General features: G+C 40.9%; 22 protein-coding genes. 13 read left to right on the forward strand and 9 right to left on the reverse strand.

The genetic code is table 11. The features are described 5' to 3' along the window. Positions 1 to 68 precede the first annotated feature (68 nt). Positions 69 to 1,250 (reverse strand): purine nucleoside transporter PunC, encoded by a 1,182-nt coding sequence (punC, locus tag AACQ81_RS06055; RefSeq protein ID WP_237386605.1) that lies wholly within the window; start codon positions 1,248 to 1,250, stop codon positions 69 to 71. Positions 1,251 to 1,372: 122 nt separating this feature from the next. On the opposite strand from punC, the gene punR reads away from it, so the two are divergent. Beyond that, positions 1,373 to 2,281, forward strand: a complete 909-nt coding sequence (gene punR, locus AACQ81_RS06060) for a DNA-binding transcriptional activator PunR (RefSeq protein ID WP_237386606.1) — start codon at positions 1,373 to 1,375, stop codon at positions 2,279 to 2,281. 3 nt (positions 2,282 to 2,284) lie between these two features. Here punR and purR read toward each other — a convergent pair whose 3' ends face one another. Both purR and sodB read right to left on the reverse strand, forming a co-directional pair. Then, on the reverse strand, positions 2,285 to 3,310 hold the full coding sequence (purR, locus tag AACQ81_RS06065; RefSeq protein ID WP_092548046.1) for an HTH-type transcriptional repressor PurR: 1,026 nt from the start codon (positions 3,308 to 3,310) through the stop codon (positions 2,285 to 2,287). A 561-nt stretch (positions 3,311 to 3,871) separates the two neighbouring features. Then, a complete protein-coding gene (gene sodB / locus AACQ81_RS06070; RefSeq protein ID WP_237386607.1) occupies positions 3,872 to 4,450 on the reverse strand; it encodes a superoxide dismutase [Fe] in 579 nt (192 codons plus the stop codon). Positions 4,451 to 4,811: 361 nt separating this feature from the next. Here sodB and AACQ81_RS06075 point away from each other — a divergent pair, with 361 nt between their 5' ends. Next, complete coding sequence (locus AACQ81_RS06075) at positions 4,812 to 5,192, forward strand: Grx4 family monothiol glutaredoxin (RefSeq protein ID WP_237386608.1); 381 nt, start codon at positions 4,812 to 4,814, stop codon at positions 5,190 to 5,192. 70 nt (positions 5,193 to 5,262) lie between these two features. Here the strand turns inward: AACQ81_RS06075 and rnt are convergent, their stop codons facing one another. Next, positions 5,263 to 5,922, reverse strand: a complete 660-nt coding sequence (rnt, locus tag AACQ81_RS06080) for a ribonuclease T (protein ID WP_237386609.1) — start codon at positions 5,920 to 5,922, stop codon at positions 5,263 to 5,265. Between the two features lie 198 nt (positions 5,923 to 6,120). After that, on the reverse strand, positions 6,121 to 6,528 hold the full coding sequence (gene gloA, locus AACQ81_RS06085) for a lactoylglutathione lyase (protein ID WP_237386610.1): 408 nt from the start codon (positions 6,526 to 6,528) through the stop codon (positions 6,121 to 6,123). 240 nt (positions 6,529 to 6,768) lie between these two features. Here gloA and AACQ81_RS06090 point away from each other — a divergent pair, with 240 nt between their 5' ends. Beyond that, positions 6,769 to 7,008, forward strand: a complete 240-nt coding sequence (locus AACQ81_RS06090) for a DUF1289 domain-containing protein (protein ID WP_237386611.1) — start codon at positions 6,769 to 6,771, stop codon at positions 7,006 to 7,008. A 679-nt stretch (positions 7,009 to 7,687) separates the two neighbouring features. Beyond that, positions 7,688 to 8,125 (forward strand): transcriptional regulator SlyA, encoded by a 438-nt coding sequence (slyA, locus tag AACQ81_RS06095; RefSeq protein ID WP_237386612.1) that lies wholly within the window; start codon positions 7,688 to 7,690, stop codon positions 8,123 to 8,125. Between the two features lie 160 nt (positions 8,126 to 8,285). On the opposite strand, the gene AACQ81_RS06100 is transcribed toward slyA, so the two are convergent. Further along, the gene (locus AACQ81_RS06100) at positions 8,286 to 8,759 is read right to left on the reverse strand and encodes an outer membrane lipoprotein (RefSeq protein ID WP_237386613.1); all 474 of its coding nucleotides are present in this window, start codon (positions 8,757 to 8,759) and stop codon (positions 8,286 to 8,288) included. Positions 8,760 to 9,107: 348 nt separating this feature from the next. Between AACQ81_RS06100 and anmK the strand changes: the two genes are divergently transcribed. From anmK to tyrS, 3 genes are all read left to right on the forward strand, one after another. After that, a complete protein-coding gene (anmK, locus tag AACQ81_RS06105; protein WP_237386614.1) occupies positions 9,108 to 10,217 on the forward strand; it encodes an anhydro-N-acetylmuramic acid kinase in 1,110 nt (369 codons plus the stop codon). Between the two features lie 74 nt (positions 10,218 to 10,291). Further along, positions 10,292 to 10,945 (forward strand): pyridoxamine 5'-phosphate oxidase, encoded by a 654-nt coding sequence (pdxH, locus tag AACQ81_RS06110; protein WP_237386615.1) that lies wholly within the window; start codon positions 10,292 to 10,294, stop codon positions 10,943 to 10,945. 254 nt (positions 10,946 to 11,199) lie between these two features. After that, a complete protein-coding gene (gene tyrS, locus AACQ81_RS06115) occupies positions 11,200 to 12,471 on the forward strand; it encodes a tyrosine--tRNA ligase (protein ID WP_237386616.1) in 1,272 nt (423 codons plus the stop codon). Positions 12,472 to 12,545: 74 nt separating this feature from the next. Here the strand turns inward: tyrS and AACQ81_RS06120 are convergent, their stop codons facing one another. After that, positions 12,546 to 13,100, reverse strand: coding sequence for a GNAT family N-acetyltransferase (locus AACQ81_RS06120; RefSeq protein WP_237386617.1), 555 nt, complete (start codon positions 13,098 to 13,100; stop codon positions 12,546 to 12,548). A gap of 246 nt (positions 13,101 to 13,346) precedes the next feature. Here AACQ81_RS06120 and AACQ81_RS06125 point away from each other — a divergent pair, with 246 nt between their 5' ends. Further along, complete coding sequence (locus AACQ81_RS06125; RefSeq protein ID WP_237386618.1) at positions 13,347 to 14,027, forward strand: AraC family transcriptional regulator; 681 nt, start codon at positions 13,347 to 13,349, stop codon at positions 14,025 to 14,027. Next, on the forward strand, positions 13,996 to 14,178 hold the full coding sequence (locus AACQ81_RS06130; protein WP_237386619.1) for a helix-turn-helix domain-containing protein: 183 nt from the start codon (positions 13,996 to 13,998) through the stop codon (positions 14,176 to 14,178). The genes AACQ81_RS06125 and AACQ81_RS06130 overlap by 32 nt, the downstream gene beginning before the upstream one ends. Positions 14,179 to 14,328: 150 nt before the next feature. Here AACQ81_RS06130 and AACQ81_RS06135 read toward each other — a convergent pair whose 3' ends face one another. Beyond that, the gene (locus AACQ81_RS06135; RefSeq protein ID WP_237386620.1) at positions 14,329 to 15,228 is read right to left on the reverse strand and encodes a LysR substrate-binding domain-containing protein; all 900 of its coding nucleotides are present in this window, start codon (positions 15,226 to 15,228) and stop codon (positions 14,329 to 14,331) included. A gap of 118 nt (positions 15,229 to 15,346) precedes the next feature. Here AACQ81_RS06135 and AACQ81_RS06140 point away from each other — a divergent pair, with 118 nt between their 5' ends. The 4 genes from AACQ81_RS06140 (at position 15,347) to AACQ81_RS06155 (ending at position 18,866) form a co-directional block, all read left to right on the forward strand. Then, positions 15,347 to 16,495 (forward strand): MFS transporter, encoded by a 1,149-nt coding sequence (locus AACQ81_RS06140; protein WP_237386621.1) that lies wholly within the window; start codon positions 15,347 to 15,349, stop codon positions 16,493 to 16,495. Positions 16,496 to 16,744: 249 nt separating this feature from the next. Next, entirely contained in the window at positions 16,745 to 18,241 is a 1,497-nt protein-coding gene (locus AACQ81_RS06145) for an AAA family ATPase (RefSeq protein ID WP_237386622.1), read from the forward strand. A gap of 44 nt (positions 18,242 to 18,285) precedes the next feature. Further along, positions 18,286 to 18,696, forward strand: a complete 411-nt coding sequence (locus AACQ81_RS06150; protein WP_237386623.1) for a protein kinase domain-containing protein — start codon at positions 18,286 to 18,288, stop codon at positions 18,694 to 18,696. Then, positions 18,693 to 18,866: a hypothetical protein gene (locus AACQ81_RS06155; protein ID WP_237386624.1), complete on the forward strand. Its 174-nt coding sequence runs from the start codon at positions 18,693 to 18,695 to the stop codon at positions 18,864 to 18,866. The genes AACQ81_RS06150 and AACQ81_RS06155 overlap by 4 nt, the downstream gene beginning before the upstream one ends. 66 nt (positions 18,867 to 18,932) lie before the next feature. Here AACQ81_RS06155 and AACQ81_RS06160 read toward each other — a convergent pair. Further along, the coding region (locus AACQ81_RS06160; protein ID WP_237386625.1) for a hypothetical protein at positions 18,933 to 19,113 on the reverse strand (181 nt) is incomplete at its 5' end.

Raw genomic sequence — 19,113 nt, forward strand, 5'->3', positions numbered from 1 at the left:
TTATGATGTAACCTTTAGATGATAATGTTCTTATTTATTATTGTGTTCGGAAATTGTTCGATTCACGTTTAATTGTTTTTTGGAATTTTGTTTTGTAGCCAATAACCTACTGCCATGGGAACAACAGTAGAAACCATAACTGTTGTTGTCGATAGAAGAGGATATTTCATAAATAGCGAGACAATCATACTTGCGACAAAACAAAGCCCTAATTGCAATGCATTTTGTAATGCGGCAGCTTTACCACTGTTCTTAGGGTAAACAGAGAGAGTATTTGCCACTGCAATCGGATAAGAGGCACCATTCATTGCAGCCATGACACAGAAAGGAATAAGAATCGCTATAAATGAAGGCTCATTGGAGATGGAAATCAAATAAATAATAACCATACTGACAGCATAACCAATCAGCAAAATTGGAAATACTGTTTCGCTTTTTACTTTTTCCAATAAGATACGACAACCATATCCACCAAACATAAACGCCAAAGTTTGCGGAATATAACTTAGGCCAATATCGGTAGGGTCATAGCCCATATTATTCAAAATTGTTGGTGAACCAGTCAACCAGGCAAAAAAGCCAGCGCTGCAAGAAGCATAAATCAATACATTCCCACTAAAAACAGGGGAGCTTAGTAATTTAAAGAAAGAAATCGTTGTTTTGCCGTCGGTATTAGTTTCGGTATTACCATATTTATTGGTTAATAAAAATGTTGGAGCCAGCAGCAAGAGCGTTACTGCCAATAATACAAGGAAAATAATTCTCCAGCCATCATGCGTCAATAACCATGCCCCCAATAAAGGTGCAAGGGCAGGGGAAAGCGCAACTAAAGGCATGATCATGGCAAAAACGCGTTTGGCTTGTTCTGTATCATATCTGTCAACGACCAGAGCCTGCCAGGAAACCGCCGCAGAACAGACCCCTACCGCTTGAATAAATCTCAGTACAAGCAATTGCGTGGAATCAGTTATCCAGAGCATACCTAAACAGCTAATGGAAAATAGAGATAATCCGATAATAAGAACAGGCTTTCTTCCTAAACGGTCAGACAATTGCCCCCATAACAGCTGGGCAAAGGCAAAGCCAGCGAGAAAAATACTGAGACTCGCACTGATAGAATTTGCTGAAGTACCTAGTTCTGCTTTCATTGTGTCAAAAGCAGGCAGATACATGTCGATAGCCAAGTAACCGAGCATACTCAGCCCGGAGAGATAGAACATGAATAGAATTGAATTTTTATTTGTTTCCATGGTGTTAATAATTTGATTTGTAGTTGATAAGAGAATACCCGACTTATTCTATATGGCATGATTTTTACTTGTGAAACGGTAATATTTGCACCATGCTGTGAAAAAAATTGAAAGGAAGATATATGTGGTCTGAATACTCTCTGGAAGTTGTTGATACTGTTGCCAGAACAGGAAGTTTCAGTGCGGCTGCATCTGAGCTTCATCGAGTACCTTCTGCTATAAGCTATACAGTAAAACAACTTGAAGAATGGTTGGCTGTGTCTTTATTTGAGCGCCGTCACCGTGATGTTGATTTGACTGAAGCAGGCGCTATTTTTGTCAAGGAAGCCCGCTCTGTTATCAAAAAAATGAATCACACCCGACATCAGTGCCAACAAGTGGCTAATGGTTGGCGGGGACAGTTAAGTATCGCCGTTGATCAAGTTGTAAAACCTGAGAGAACTCACCAATTAATTTTGGATTTTTACCGACATTTTCCTGATATTGAGCTATTCATCTACCCTGAAGTCTTTAATGGTGTATGGGATGCACTAGTCGATGAGCGGGTGGATGTCGCTATTGGCGCGACACGGGCGTCTCCTGTTGGTGAACGGTATAGTTTTAAGGATATGGGATTCATGCCTTGGGTATGCGTAGCCAGCCCTGAGCATGAGTTGTCAGGTATATCAGGAAAATTAAATGATGACCAAATGCGACCTTATCCTAGCCTATGTTTAGAAGATACTTCACGTAGCTTACCCAAACGTGATACGTGGGCTTTAGATAATCAGCGACGGTTGGTGGTTCCAGATTGGAATGTTGGACTAAATTGCCTGATGGATGGACTATGTATGGGAATGGTGCCCAAGCATCATGCATTACCGTTGATCCGCAAGAAAAAACTGATAGCGCTCGAACTCGAACAACCATTACCTGATAGTCCATGCTGCTTAGCATGGTCGCAAAAAAGCCATTCACCAGCATTAAGTTGGTTGTTTGATTATCTTGGCGATAGTGAAACACTTAATGCTGAATGGTTGCAAGAAAACTAACTATCAACGACGATAGTCGATGAAAGGTCCATCCGCGACAGAACGTCTTTCAACGAGGCGTGGATGGACTTCAATCGTTTGTGCCTCTTCACGCTTGTTGACTATCCTATCCAATAACGTTGAAAAGGCCATTTGTCCCAGACGTTCTTTAGGTTGGTGAATCGTGGTCAATGCGGGAGTAAAATAACGGGCATTACGGATATTGTCATAACCGATGATAGAAATATCTTGTGGAACGCGTAGCCCCAGCTCATCAGCGGCACAGATTGCCCCCATTGCCATAACATCCCCACCGCAAAAAACAGCCGTTGGGCGATGTTTTTGATTCAGAATCTTACACATGGCCTGATAGCCGGATTCAGGCTCAAAGTCGCCTTGCACAATCCACTCATCCCGAATAGCGACATTGGCTTCTTTGAGTGCCTTGAGAAATCCTTGGTGACGTCCGCCGCCAGTATTTCTTGCCAGAGAGCCGGGAATAGACGCAATATCCCTGTGACCACGTTCAATCAAATAACGGCCTGCCAAGTAACCACCATGAAAAGCGTTATCAATGATTGCATCGGTAAAATCTCCCCGAGATTCGCCCCAATCCATGACGACCATGGGAATATTACGGTAATCTTCTAGCATGCCCAAAAGCTGCTCAGGGTATTCGGAGCACATTACCAGCAGGCCATCTACACGTTTTTGTGCCAACATGGCGAGGTAAGCTTTCTGCTTATCAATATTGTTATGAGAGTTGCATAAAATCAGGGTATAGCCTTTTCTATAGCAACTATTTTCAACAGATTCTATGATTTCAGCAAAATATGGAGCTTCACTCGACGTTGCCAACAATCCGATAGATTTTGTGTGGTTAACTTTCAAGCTACGGGCAACGGCGCTGGGGGAATAATTTAGTTCTTTAATAGCAGCCCAAACGGTAGCCTTTGTATCTTCGGCGACGAAACGGGTTTTATTGATAACATGGGATACGGTAGTGGTCGAAACACCAGCGCGTTTGGCCACATCTTTAATCGTTGCCATGATAAAAAGGACTCCTGACCTTATGGTCTAAATTTATATACCTTATCTTTCAAGCTGCTGCTTTGGTTGATAGCATCTATTTACCGATATGCTTCAACTTGAAATCTATTGGATATGGATATTTGTTAAGCGTTTGCCAACATATTTATATATAGAGTGATGGCTGGCAATAATTTAGCGATGAACCTTGAATTTTGTCTGATCTAACTCAAAAGTGAAAGTAATAATCAATGCTATAAAGAGTATAGATTCAAGATTGTTGTATGTTTTTTCAGATAATACGGTAACTGATTATACAAAATTTATGGTGTTGGGTAGTTTTACTTTGTACATTGAGGAAGTTCTATGGGTACAGATCTGAAGTTGGGATTAATGGTTGCCGGCAGTGCATTAATCATGATTGTTTTTTGGGGAAGCCTTTGTATTATCTAATCAGGATCAAGAAAAAGAATTGACGTGTAACACCTCTTGCTTGAAGGGCCGGTTTTCCGGTATTCATTATTCAGTGAATGGAAGAAAGCCCGCCCTTGTTATTATAATTTGGTATGAAAATTGAGCTTATTAAGCCAAGTTTTCCTCAACAAATTTCCAGTTGACCAAAGACCAGAAATGTTCCAAATATTGAGGGCGTGCATTACGGTAATCGGTGTAATACGCGTGTTCCCAAACATCAACAGTCAGAACTGGTTTATCTTCGCCGGTCAGTGGAGTGGCTGCATTAGAAGTGTTAACGATAGCCAGGCTTCCGTCAGTTTTCTTAACTAACCATGTCCAACCTGAACCAAAGTTTTTCAGGGCAGCATCAGTAAACTGCTGTTTAAATTCAGCAAAAGAACCGAAGGCATGATTAATGGTATCTGCTATTTTTCCAGTTGGTTCGCCACCACCATTTGGTGACAGGCTATGCCAGTAGAAAGTATGGTTCCAGACTTGCGCTGCATTATTGAAGATACCACCTTCAGATGTTTTGATGATTTCTTCCAGAGATTTCCCAGAAAATTCGGTATCTTTAACCAAGTTATTCAGGTTTACAACGTAAGCGTTGTGGTGTTTACCATAATGGTATTCTAGGGTTTCTGCGGAAATGTGCGGTTCCAGGGCATTTTTGGCATAAGGTAATGCTGGTAATTCAAAAGACATTGCATGCTCCTTTTTAATATCGGGTTTTTGGCTCAACAAACCATGACTTAAAAGACACTAATCATGGCCAGAGCAAATTTAAGCTTATTATCATGTTGCTATTTTGGTAATTATCTTAACAATTTTTCTGCTAAAGAACAGAGTAAAAGATGCTGCTTAGCAGCGATCTGGTGTATAATTGAGCTGTTATAGGGGCTGAATACACCCAGTGAGGGGAAAATATCGAACGCTCACTTGTTTCATATCATGGCAAGAATTTAACGTAAAAAGTTCGCGGTAGAAAAATCAGAGCAGAAAGTGGTATTCTGAATCAATCTTTTCTGATACTGAGAATAGCGCTTGCAGTTTTAAGGAAGCAATAATGATGACTACTAATATGAACACTAACACAGTTTCTGATACAACGACTCAGGAAATTATTGAAAAAATCAAACGCCAAATTAGCGAAAACCCAATTTTGTTGTATATGAAAGGTTCTCCTAAATTACCAAGCTGTGGTTTCTCTGCTCAGGCAGTTCAGGCTATATCTGCTTGTGGTGAGCGTTTTGCTTACGTGGATATTCTGCAAAATCCGGATATTCGCGCCGAGTTACCTAAATATGCTCATTGGCCGACTTTTCCTCAGCTTTGGATTGATGGTGAGCTGGTAGGCGGCTGTGACATTCTTGTTGAGATGTATCAGCGTGGTGAATTACAAACGCTGATTAAAGAAACTGCTGATAAATACCGTGAGCAGGAATAAGCATCATCATTCATCAGAACGATGAGCGAATGTTAAGCCCCATAGCTATATAAGCTATGGGGCTTATATTCTAGGGAGCTTCGTCAGTAGAGTCAGTGGAAGCTAATGGCCAGCCACCGAGCCGTTTCCAGCGATTAACCAGTTCACAGAAAAGTAGGGCAGTCCGGTCGGTATCATAAAGTGCGCTGTGGGCTTGATTACTATCAAACGGTATTTCCGCAGTGATGCAAGCTTTGGCAAGGATTGTCTGCCCAAGAACCAGTCCACTAAGTGCGGCGGTATCAAAAGTCGCAAATGGATGGAAAGGATTGCGTTTTAAACCAGAGCGTTCTGCTGCTGCCATAACAAAATCATGATCAAAATTGGCATTATGGGCGACCATAATTGCACGATTGCAGTTAGTATCTTTCATACCTTTGCGGAGCATTTTGAAAATAGCATGTAATGCTGTGTATTCACTGACCGCGCCTCGCAAAGGATTTGTGGGATCAATACCAGTGAATGCCAGAGCTGCCGGATCAAGATTAGCCCCTTCAAAAGGGTCAACATGGAAATGCAGAGTATCAGCAGGCATTAGCCAACCATCTTCATCCATTTTTAGCGTGATTGCAGCGATTTCAAGTAAAGCGTCTGTTCGTGCATTAAAACCAGCAGTTTCGACATCAATGACGACGGGATAGTAGCCACGAAAGCGTCCACTTAGCATGTTTTGATCATTTTTATTAGACATCTGATTTTCAATTCTTAACTTCAGGATTTTGTTTTTAACTCTGGAATAGCGGATATTATGACAAAATTTGGGATGTCTTGCAGAAATAATGTGCTTACCCGACGAAGATAAGAAAGGGCAATAAAATATGCCCTTTTAATCTCTCTTTTATTTTCATTTTCCAAGCATTATCTTGAAATCTATAGGTATACTAAGTAATTAGTTTCCTAGTGCATTACTGGCGCTTTTGTTTTCGATGAGTTCGATCTTATAGCCATCAGGATCTTCAACAAACGCAATGACAGTTGTTCCGCCTTTGACTGGCCCGGCTTCGCGGGTTACATTTCCACCTGAAAGTTTGATGCGTTCACAAGTTGCTGCGACGTCATCAACACCCAAGGCTATATGCCCAAACGCGGTTCCCATTTCATAGTCTTCGACACCCCAATTGTATGTCAGCTCAATGACTGCGCCTTGACTTTCATCGCTATAGCCAACAAAAGCGAGGGAATACTTATACTCTGGATTTTCGCTGGTGCGAAGTAAACGCATGCCCATTACCTGAGTGTAGAAATTAATCGAGCGTTGCATGTTGCCAACACGGATCATAGTATGGAGTAAACGCATGATTACCTCTTGATATTTATAATGTTATTATGAAACATAGCCTTATTGTGTAACTTTGCCCACTGACCGCACATGTCTGGATAAACTATAACTTGTATAGGTAAAATAATTCAATTTGTCCTTCCATTTACTTGATTTAAGTATGTTACTGTTTTAGCTTTGAACTATCCTGGATGAAGGATATAAATGATAGTTTCCTCATGAAAAGCAGGTTGATGAATCTGGGTACAGGAGGATCAAATGGCTGAACAATTAGAACTTTTTGCTATTCAAAACCCTTGCCGAGGGATTTGTGAATCTGATTCCCGTGGTTTTTGCCGAGGATGTTATCGAAGCAGGGAAGAACGATTTATGTGGATGAAATTATCGGACAGTGAAAAAAGAAAGATATTTCGCTTATGTCATCACAGATATCTAAAAATATTAAAAATAAAAGGTGAAAATGGGAATATTATTCCGGAACAACCTGGTTTATTTTAGTTTTATTCTAAATAGATCAAAAAATATCTCTTATATGAATAATGGTTTAAGATGGCTTCAGGAATAAGAAATATTACCGATAATAAATGATATAATATTCATATTACATCTCTTTAATTTGACTTAAGTTTTTAAAAAATATCACTCTCGTTGACTGTTTTGTATGTTTCTATCAAAATTTCTTATTAAAGAATTATTTATTGTACAATAAAGTATCGATTTTTACCTTCAGTGGTTTTTTATTCATTTTTTTATTAAATTAGTGTTTTCTGTAAGAGAAAAATGATATTAATGTAAAAATATATAGATTAGTATTTGGATGGCGGTTATTCTTATAGAACTTTAACCGAGTGGAAATGTATATATTTTGGGGGATTGTATTTTTTTTGTTGATATTTAAAATCACAATAGTTTAGTTAGAAGATTATTTTATACAGTTTATATCGTTGGTGGATTAATGCGCGATTTTATTCGGTGCGCCGTAGAACTTCGCTCTTTAGGGCGACGAAGATGTCAACTTTGAGTAACAAGCCAACGCGACACTAATTAGGTAATTAGCAAAATATCTGACTCTGCTAATGTAAGCATGATATAGGGTGCGTATCCATTATTCATATGAATAAACTGATTGGATAATTCATTGATGTTATATGAGTCTCTAATTATAAGGAGGGGGTAATTGGAATTGACATTGGGATCAGACCTAGCACGTTTAGTTCGTGTTTGGCGCGCTTTAATTGATCATCGTTTGAAACCGTTGAAATTAACTCAGACACATTGGGTTACTCTATACAATATTAGTCAGCTGCCACCAGAGCAATCACAGATACAGCTTGCAAAAGCTATTGGTATTGAGCAACCGTCTCTGGTGAGAACTCTTGATCAATTAGAAGAAAAGAAACTGATTACACGTCATACATGTGCCAATGATAGACGCGCAAAAAGAATCAAGCTAACCGGAGAATCGGAAACCTTTATTAGAGAAGTAGATAGTGTTATTGATTCTACAAGGAAAGAGATCTTGGAGGGAATTACTCATGATGAGTTAATTCTGCTTGCTTCTGTAATAAAAAAAATCGAAAAAAACATTAACCAATTACATAAACAGGTCATATAAAAATTAATCCGTATCTAATCGATTTCAAGTTGCAATGTGACGAAAGTGAATGGGTATAGCTGACGAAGCCGCAATTTGAAAAATGAAGGATATATAATAATAAAATCGCGGTCTAGATATTGGTCAGCCGCGATTTTTTAGTCTTGTTTATTTGAGTATTTCAGAGCGGCGATACTGTTAAAGAATCTCCACTGTCAGCAATCCTGACACGTTGACCTTTGTTGAATACAATTTGATCCAACTTTTGTACCACGATGATATTTTTTCCGCTATCTGTATGAATTTCTAGCTCAACACCTTTCGTTTGGTTTACCGCTCCCTCGATGCCTTGACCAGCCATACCACCTGCAATAGCACCTGCGGCCGTAGCAAGTTTTTGACCAGAACCTCCACCGACAGTATTACCTAATAGCCCCCCCAAGACAGCTCCGCCAATGAGTCCTAACATATTAGGATCACCAGCGTCATTGCCTTTAATCGTGACGGGACGTACAGACAAGATAGTACCATAGGTCACAGCCTGCGCCTGTTTAGCTTGACCAATAGAGTAAGTATCACTAGAAAGTGCTCCCATGTTTGCACAACCAGACAATGTGGTTACTACGACTGTACCAACCAGGAAACGTTTGAACATAATTACTCCTAATTTTATTGTCCGATAGGGACGCTTGATAATAAACTGATAATCAAGCATTCGGCTACTACTATTGTTAGCAGAGAAATAATAAATCAGCTAGCCGTTAATGACTTATATCCGTATATATAATAAATGCCTACAAATGTTTACAACAAACTCTGAAAGGAATAATTCCTGACCAAAAGTTTAGCACATTTTGTGAAGGACTCTCCAAAATTCAGATTTTATCCCTGATATTAATCAGTAAACATATCTAGTCCAAATAAATGTGTTTTATAGTTTACCCAAGATTAAATGTAATCCACATCGCTAAATGTAATCCATTCTTTAAATAGGGGAATATTTATGAAGTCAGGACGTTATATTGGTGTTATGTCTGGCACCAGCATGGATGGAGTTGATGTAATTCTGGCGGAGATTAGTGATAAAGGTGTTACTCAACAAGAGAGTTATAGTCATCCTTTCCCACAGGAACTTAAGCAAAAACTGCTTTCTATTTGTCAGGGACAGCAAACGACATTATCAATGGTAGGGAGATTTGATTATGAGCTAGGTACTCTTTTTGCGGAAGCCGTTCAAGGGTTGTTGAATAAAACGGGATTAATTGCAAGTGATATTACTGCCATCGGTTGCCATGGGCAAACAGTATGGCACGAGCCGGATGGTGAAAAGCCTTTTACCATGCAGATTGGTGACAATAACCGCGTTGCGGCACTTACCAATATTACAACTGTCGGTGATTTCAGACGGCGTGATATGGCCTATGGTGGTCAAGGCGCACCGCTGGTTCCTGCATTTCATATGGCTGTATTGGGGCATCCAACAGAAAGACGTATTATTCTGAATATTGGTGGAATTGCAAATATCTCTGCACTTCTGCCTAATTCAGCTGTTAAAGGATATGATACAGGGCCGGGCAACATGTTGATGGATGCTTGGACATGGCGGCATAAGCAGTTACAGTATGATAAAGATGCATTATGGGCCAGTGAAGGCACAGTCAATGAATCTTTACTGCAAAAAATGCTTTCAGACTCTTATTTCGCACGTACTGCACCAAAAAGTACAGGGCGTGAATATTTTAATATGGCATGGCTGGAAAAACAGTTAGCCGATTTCCCAGATATTGCTCCGGTGGATGTTCAGGCAACGCTATCTGAATTAACGGCTGTAAGTATTGCTCAGCAAGTTACGTTAAGTGGCGGATGTGAACGTCTTCTGGTTTGTGGGGGTGGAGCACGCAATCCCCGCGTGATGGGCCGATTATCAACTTTATTACCGAGTACTGAAGTTGCAACGACAGATAAGTACGGTTTAAGTGGTGATGATATGGAAGCTCTGGCATTTGCTTGGCTGGCATTCCGAACTATGTCTGGATTGTCTGGTAACTTGCCGTCAGTGACAGGTGCGGATAGAGAGACAATTCTAGGGGCTATTTACCCTGTAGTTAAATAATAAGGTAATCAATACAGTTAGCTAGCAGATAACAATGATATGCTAATACTCATGTAATAAACCGAGAGTTAGAAATGTCAGAACATAATGAAACGGCTATCGCAGAACTGCGTCGCGAATATATACGTGGCGGATTAAGGCGAAAAGATCTTACTAAAGAACCTATTGAGCTTTTTGAGCGTTGGCTAAAGCAGGCTTGTGAAGCTAAGCTCAGTGATCCGACAGCAATGTGCATTGCTACAGTGGATGAGCATGGTCAACCCTATCAGCGCATCGTTTTATTAAAACATTTTGATGCTCATAGTCTAGTTTTCTACACCAACCTTGGCAGTCGTAAGGCGAAACATCTGGCACAAAATAACCGGATTAGCCTTCATTTTCCATGGTATCAATTGGAACGGCAGGTTAGTTTTCTTGGTAAAGCAGAAAAACTGTCTCCCATAGAAGTTGTTAAATACTTCCATAGTCGCCCAAAAGATAGCCAGATTGCAGCTTGGGCTTCCCAGCAATCTTCTCGGATCTCTGCCAGAGGAATTTTGGAAGGAAAGTTTTTGGAATTAAAACAAAAATTCCAGAACGGTGAGGTTCCTTTACCCAGCTTCTGGGGCGGATTTCGAGTTGAATTTGATTCAGTAGAATTCTGGCAGGGAGGTGCTTATCGCCTTCATGACCGTTTTTTGTATCAGCGTCAAGGTGATGATTGGCATGTTGATCGTCTAGCACCTTAACACTATTTTATATCCAATGGTATCTGACAGCTTTCAAATTACAGCCAATAAAGGAGTAGTTTTAAAGATGAAAGGGATAATTACCATTTTTATACTGGCACTTATATTACTGCCGTTTTATTCTATAGCACGTGATTTATAACGAGATACTTATATATATCCAATGGATTTCGAGATGCGGCCGACAAAGCAGCGATTTGAAAAGCGACGGGTATAGGTATATAGGTAAAGTATACAAACCGATGGAGTCATTGATGTCTAGCAATAACCTGATTAAACAATTGCAAGAGCGGGGCCTTGTTGCCCAGGTAACGGATGAAGAGGCGTTAGCTGAGAGACTGGCGCAAGGTCCGGTTTCTCTCTATTGTGGCTTCGATCCTACCGCTGACAGCTTGCATTTGGGCCATCTGGTTCCCTTGCTGTGTTTAAAACGATTCCAACTGGCTGGGCATAAGCCTATTGCGTTGGTCGGCGGTGCGACAGGTTTGATTGGCGATCCAAGCTTTAAGGCAACTGAGCGCAAATTGAACACGCAAGAAACTGTCAAAGAGTGGGTTGAGAAAATTCGTAAGCAAGTTTCACCATTCCTCAGTTTTGATGGTGAAAATGGCGCGGAACTAGCCAATAACTATGATTGGTTTGGTGAAATGGATGTGCTGGCTTTCCTTCGTGATATTGGCAAGCACTTTTCTGTTAACCAAATGATCAACAAAGAAGCGGTAAAACAGCGTCTAAACCGTGATGATGTTGGGATTTCGTATACTGAATTTTCTTATAATCTGTTGCAGTCATATGATTTTGCAAACTTGAATGAAAAATATGGTGTTGAGTTGCAGATTGGAGGTTCAGATCAATGGGGTAACATTACTTCAGGTATCGATTTGACTCGTCGCTTACACCAGAAACAAGTGTTTGGTATGACAGTACCGCTGATCACCAAATCAGATGGAACTAAATTCGGTAAGACAGAAGGCGGCGCTGTTTGGCTCGATCCGAAGAAAACCAGCCCATACAAATTCTACCAGTTCTGGATTAACACAGCAGATGCCGATGTTTATCGTTTCTTGAAATTCTTCACTTTCATGGACATCAAAGATATCAACGTACTGGAAGAAGAAGATAAGAGCAGCGGCAAAGCCCCACGCGCCCAATATGTATTGGCAGAACAAGTTACAGGTATGGTACATGGTGAGGAAGGTCTTGCTGCGGCAAAACGCATCACTGAGAGTTTATTCTCTGGGGCTATTGCTGATCTGACCGAAGATGACTTTGCCCAATTGGCGCAAGATGGTATGCCGGCGATTGAACTTGAAAAGGGCGCTGATTTGCAACAAGCGTTGGTTACAGCTGAATTTGTTCCTTCCCGTGGACAAGCGCGTACCATGATCAGCTCTAATGCAGTTTCCATTAATGGTGAAAAACAATCTGAACCTATGTACGTGTTTGCAGACGATGATCGTTTGTTTGGGCGTTATACTTTGTTACGCCGTGGTAAAAAACATTATTGCCTTATCAACTGGAAATAATTAATAAAGTGTTATTAAGGGCAACAGTAATGTTGCCCTTAACGTATCTGATACATCTCATTAAGCTTTTTTATTTATGCGGCGTTACATAATGCATACCATTCTTCACGTGTGATCCGGCTGATATTTTCAGTACGGGTTTCACCCAGAATTTCAATATACTGCTCTTTAATAGTATGATGATGGCGGAAACCACATTTTTCCTGCACACTTTTTGATTTATGATTGTCAGCAAAATAGCCGCACCATAAATTGTCCAGTTTCAGCTCCTCAAAAGCGTGGCGCATCAGTTCACGCAATGCTTCAGGAATAAGTCTTTGTCCCCAGAAGGGAACTCCAATCCAATATGCCACTTCTGCGTCATTATCTCCGATAGGGAAGTTACTATCTTTTACCATTAACAGACCGATACATCCGATAGCACGATTATCTTCTTTCAGTGTAACGGCGTAGATTTCGTCGCACATAAAGATATCGCGGATAATTTGGGCACTTTCCTCTATACTTTTGTGCACTGGCCAGCCTGCGATAGGGCCAACACGTTCATCTTTGGCATATTCATGCAGGCTTTCAGCATCTGTTTCTTGCCAAGAGCGTAAAATTAATCTTTTTGTTATTAGATTTTTCATTATGTTATTCACCGTTGAGTTGCGTTGTTAAGCCTTCGCTGCGGCCTAAATCATGTAAGTGAGGCCATTTTAGGAAGAAGGACACGATGATGTAATGGCAAAAACAGAGCAATTTAGGTACTTTTGAAAACTTTTTTCTTATTTTAAGGCTATTTTTTCAGTTAGTTAAGCACGAAGTGAGTTAAATATAATCAGCGTCAGGTCGATTTTATCTCATTATTAACATGACAAAATGGAAACTACCCAATGTATGAAATTATTATAAAACGGCTGAAAGAACAGAAAAATGTGGTGGTTGGTGAGAGTGAAATTTGCGATGAAACTGAGTATCCATTGCAGCTTTCTTATACCGTTGTGCTGATATGCCTGCAAGGGAGAGCTACCATCAATATTAATTTCAAAAAGTATCCGGTAAAAGCTTACGATATTTTAGTATTGGCTGAAGATTCGATTGCTATCTGGCAGAAAAAGTCTGCTAATTTCAGATTATTTTATTGTTTTATTGATAAAAGTTTTGCTTCTGAAATTGCGTATGCCTTGCCGAATTCTCTGTTTTCCTTTTTACATGATACACCTGTATGCTCGCCGGAGCCGTCAGAAATACCAATACTAAAAACATGGATAACTCAAACTAACTATATGATGGTGCATTATACGGATTACCAAAAAGTGATGATGTGTAACCATTTGCAGAATCTTTTTTTGGCAATTACAGAGCATATTCCAGATAAAAATTACTTAGTAAATAAAGAATTCAGTCGTAAAGAAAAACTATGCTGGCGTTTTTGGGAATTGATTAGCAAACATTGTATACAGCACCGGGATGTAGCGTTTTATGCAAATAAGCTTAGTATCACTCCATTTTACCTTTCACAAATTACAAAAATCTATTTCAATGATTCACCGACAGGTTATTTTAGAGGTTAAAGCTTTGCTGAATTTATCTGCAATCTCGGTTAATGAAATTGCTATCAAAATGAATTTTGATGATCCCTCTTATTTGTCCCGTTATTTTAAACGAGAAACAGGATTATCATTGTCAGCATACCGACAGCAACAATATTCACGCAATCTGTGATATCCCCGTTGTCCTTCAATTTGCTGTTTTGTTAGCGCGTTTGCTCACTGTTTTATAAACATACGGTTATCTGCTACTTTTCAGAATGCCGTGCACGTTTCTAATGGAAGTCACTTGCTTATTACAGACAAAAGGGAACTCAGATAGGAGCTATGGGCGAATAATCCGCAGGCTATGATTTTTGATAAAATCGATGAAGCAGTGTAATCGCGGAGATAGTGCCTGGTTACGGTAATAAACAGCATTGATGGGTTGTTTATGATCATAAGTTACTCCGGCCAGGATCTGCTTAAACTCTCCACTTTCCCTCATTTCATAGGTCATGAAATCTGACAGACAGGCAATGCCAACGCCTTTCCGTACCAGATTACATTGAATTTCACCACTACTGGTAAATATTGTTGGAGTTATTTTCACTCCTTTTTTCTCCCCTTGATACAGCGGCCATACATTAAGCGATTCCGGCGATGTGAAACCCAATAAACAGTGCTGTTGCAGTTCATCTATAGTTTTCGGCTCACCAAAGCGTTGTAGATAAATAGGGCTTGCCAGTATGCGTAACTGGCTATAACCCAGAAGCGTGGCATGTAAGGATGAATCTGCTAATGGTCCGATGCGAAATGCAATATCTGTTCGCTTTTCGAGTAAGTTGGTCACTCCTTCATAATTAGTCAGCTCCAGTGAGATTTGAGGGTAAGTTTCACGAAACAGTCCGATAAGCGGGTTAATCACATGCAGAAGAAAAGGTGTTGCGGCATCTATCCGTAATGTGCCGGAAGGTATGGTCTGGCGGGTAAGCAGTAAATCTTCAGCTTCCTGTGTCAATTTTACGATTTCCCGCGCTTTTTGCAAAAAAGCCGCACCTTCTTCACTTAGTTTCATCCTGCGGGTTGTGCGATAAAGCAGGGTGCTGGCCATTTTCTCTTCCAGTCGTGAAAGCGCCCGGCTAGTTGCTGAAATGGTAAGATTGAGCTGTTCGGCAGCTGCTGTTATTGAACCACTATCAACTATTGCAATAAAAACCTGCATTTCTTCAAGTGTGATTTTCATTTTTGCCTTTTACTCAAATATTTTTTGCAGATTATCGGCTATTTCTGACAAGATCAACATGACAGAATTCGTCTTATTCAACAAATAGAGCATGGTTGTTAAATAGACAGAGGATTTTATGCGTTCAAGTGCCATACTGTTTTCATTGTCGGTTGGTGCCTTTGCCATCGGTGCAACGGAATTTTCTCCGATGGGTATGCTACCGGATATTGCCTCCGGCCTGTCCGTTTCGATTCCTATTGCAGGTACACTGATAATGACCTATGCATTGGGCGTGATGCTGGGTGCACCATTCATGACGCTATTACTGATTAAGTGCCCACCTAAAACAGCATTGATTTTCCTGATGAGCCTTTTCACCGTGGGAAATATCCTTTCAGGATTAGCCACAGATTTTACTTTCTTAATGATTGCGCGCTTTATTACCAGCTTAAACCATGGTGCATTTTTCGGTATTGGTGCACTGGTTGCTACACGAGTGGTGGAGAAAGGCAAAGAAGCCAGTGCAATTGCTAGCATGTTTATGGGGCTGACTGTCGCCAATATTGGGGGTGTACCATCAATTACTTGGTTATCACAGATGATAGGCTGGCGTGAAGCTTTTCTGCTGATGAGTACATCAGGCGTAATTACTATGATTGCACTATTACTGACTCTTCCGCGGAATATGCAAGGACAGCCTTTGCATCTTAAAAAAGAGTTACAGGTATTAACAAGTCCCAAGGTACTGATTGCCTTACTGAGTACAGTGCTGGGTGCTAGTGCAATGTTTACGCTTTATACCTACATTGCGCCGCTGATGATGACTATTGCACATATTTCACCAGCACAAATCAGTATTATGCTGGTATTGGTTGGTGTGGGATTTACATTGGGTAATTATCTTGGTGGAATATGGGCTAACCGGTCTGTTTCCATGACACTTTTTGGTCTTTTCACATTGTTGGCTGTCAGCATGATGTTGCTTCCTCTTATCGGTACTAACAGTATCAGCGGCGGCATCATATTAGTGATATGGGGGATCGCCAGTTTCGGAGTGGTTCCTCCGTTACAGGTAAAAGTAATGCAGGTTGCCTCTGAAGCTCAGGCGTTGGCCTCATCTGTTAATGTGGGCGCGTTTAATCTGGGAAATGCCATTGGCGCAGGACTGGGAGCGAGTGTGTTATCACTGGGATTCGGATATCCGGTTGTCAGCTACGTCGGTGGGGTTGTCGCATTATCTGGTCTGTTGTTATTGCTGACCAACGCTCAAAACGAATTACGGTGAATGCTGTTTATCGGGAAGATACCGGATAAATAAAAATAACTGATTTATCTTATCTGGATAATGATATCAGGTAATGGATGCCTGATATCATTTTGCTATTTGTCCCGAAAAGGATTGTCCGACAAGATAACTTTCTTAAATTCTTACCTGTTTGAATCACGAATCTGCTGTTTTTCTTACTTTGTTTTTAGCTGAATGCGATAAACTGATTCATTATTTTTATAAGATAAAAAGAAAAGAGAGAGCTTCATGGAGAATATTTTCCAGAAAGCACGTTGGTTACGGGATTTACAACGTTTTTTACCTCTGAAAAGTCAGTTCGTGCTGTCCGGTAACGTCAGGGATCTACAGGCATATGAAATCGCGTCGGAGATTATCACACCACTTGTATTGAATCAGACTCTGCAAAATACGTTATTTGATGCGGGTTATGCACATATCGTGGTGTTTAATCTGCTTTCCGGATTTACCTTAATCAGTCATCCGTCTCAGTCAGAAGTACAAGAGCAGGCATTATTACAACGGTTGGGGCTGTCGATGAGTGCCAATCGCATTCCCGGTGGAATCGATCTGTTAAATAGCATATTGGACAAATGGGTAGAATATCCTCATGATCCGATAGCATTATGTGTGGATTTTGCTTCCTGTCTGGTCTCCCAGCGTGAAAATCTCTCTGCAATTGAGCATCATCTGTTTACTCGCGCCTTAATTCTTTCTCATCAGGTAAAAGCCCGTCCAGCAGGGACACAACGTCAGCCATTTTTTAATACCATTTTCTGGATAGTCGAAAAAGAGACCGATTTACCGGACTGGTTTCTGGTTAATAATCCCCGAATCCGTCATATTCCGATTGCCAAACCTGACGGACAAATGCGCCGGGCATTGGCACCAACCTTATTGCGTTCGCTGCCGGATTTTGAACAGATAATGGATGATGAACGTATCACTTTACTGAATGATTTCATTGATGAAACAGAAGGGCTGTTACTGCTCGATTTAACTGCTATCGTACAGCTTGCTCGTCTTGAGAACGTTCCGGTCACGCGTATCAGTGATGCGGTCAGGCGTTATAAAGTCGGTATTACAGAAGATCCGTGGCAGAAGATTGATAAGAATAGAATCCGCAAGGCCTATGACATCATACAACGGCGTGTAAAAGGGCAGCATCATGCAGTGACACATTTGCTGGATATTATTAAACGGGCGGTAACCGGTGTTGGCAGCAATAAAGGTGGACGTCCGCGTGGCATACTGTTTCTTACAGGCCCTACTGGTGTCGGTAAAACAGAGCTGGCAAAAACTGTGACTCAATTGTTGTTTGGTGATGAAAGTGCTTATATCCGCTTTGATATGTCGGAATTTAGCGCCGAACATGCCGATCAACGTCTTATCGGTGCGCCTCCCGGCTATGTGGGCTATAACACAGGAGGCGAACTGACTAATGCCATCCGCGAAAAACCGTTCAGTGTTGTGTTGTTTGATGAGATTGAGAAAGCCCATCCGCAACTGATGGACAAGTTTTTACAGATTATTGATGATGGTGTGCTGACATCCGGTCGTGGTGATCGTGTCTATTTCTCAGAATCGTTGATTATTTTTACTTCGAATCTTGGTATTTATCGTCTGAATAATGAAGGAGAACGGGTCGCTAACGTAAAACCGGATGAACCGTTTGAAATCGTACAACAGGATGCGACACAGAATTTGCGTTTGCGGGGCAGTGATAATCAGGAACTTCATCTATAAGCCCTGCCCATATTATGATCCGTCGGCGTTCGCCCCTGGATATAGTGATCATCGAATTTGGTTCTGCTTGTTTATCGGAATACGATCTTGATATCGTCTCACCGCTGGATATCAGCCGTTACAGCGCACCGGAAATATTAGCTGGAGGAGTGTCCGCTGCTTCTGACTGGTGGAGTCTGGACATTATTCTGCTCGAACAACTCACTCTTGGGCGTTGTTTTGAACAGATTCACACTAATGCGTTTCTGATTCAGATCATGACTCACAGTGTCACCATTCCCGATGATTTGGATGAAAATATCCGTATTCTGCTGCGCGGATTATTAACCCGTGACCGCAAACAGCAGTGGCTGTGCCGGAAGAGACGGATCAGCAACAAGCAGAAACTGCTCAATGGGATGAAGCCTTGCCCTTATTACTGCGTGGGGAGCTTTTCTCATGGTTGGCCGGAATGAGTCACTATGAATTAATTCACCAGCAATTGCGTCTTTTTATCGATACCCCAAAGATTGATGACAATCTGCGCCTGATGCTGACCTTAAAGGTGCTGAATCCGAATATGCCGTTTATTTACTGCGGTCAGATCATCACACCTTCCTGGTTATTGGAACATGCGGTTAACTGATGGTGTAACTTGAAAGTAGTAAGGTGACTAAGGCTGATAAGGCGATAGTTTTCAGTCACCATACGCTCACGTTGATATCGCTATGTTTATGGTAAAAACATAGCTTTTTTGGCTGGTTACTAGAGCGTGTTGATCTTTTTGGTATAAAAAGCAAGCAGCAAATGGGGCTGTTATAATGGTTTCGCCAAAAATCAAAACAATTACCCCAAATGCCAAGACTAATGTTAACAGATGATAGCTGGAAATT

It is taken from the genome of Xenorhabdus sp. Sc-CR9 (assembly GCF_963897815.1).
GTDB lineage: Bacteria > Pseudomonadota > Gammaproteobacteria > Enterobacterales > Enterobacteriaceae > Xenorhabdus.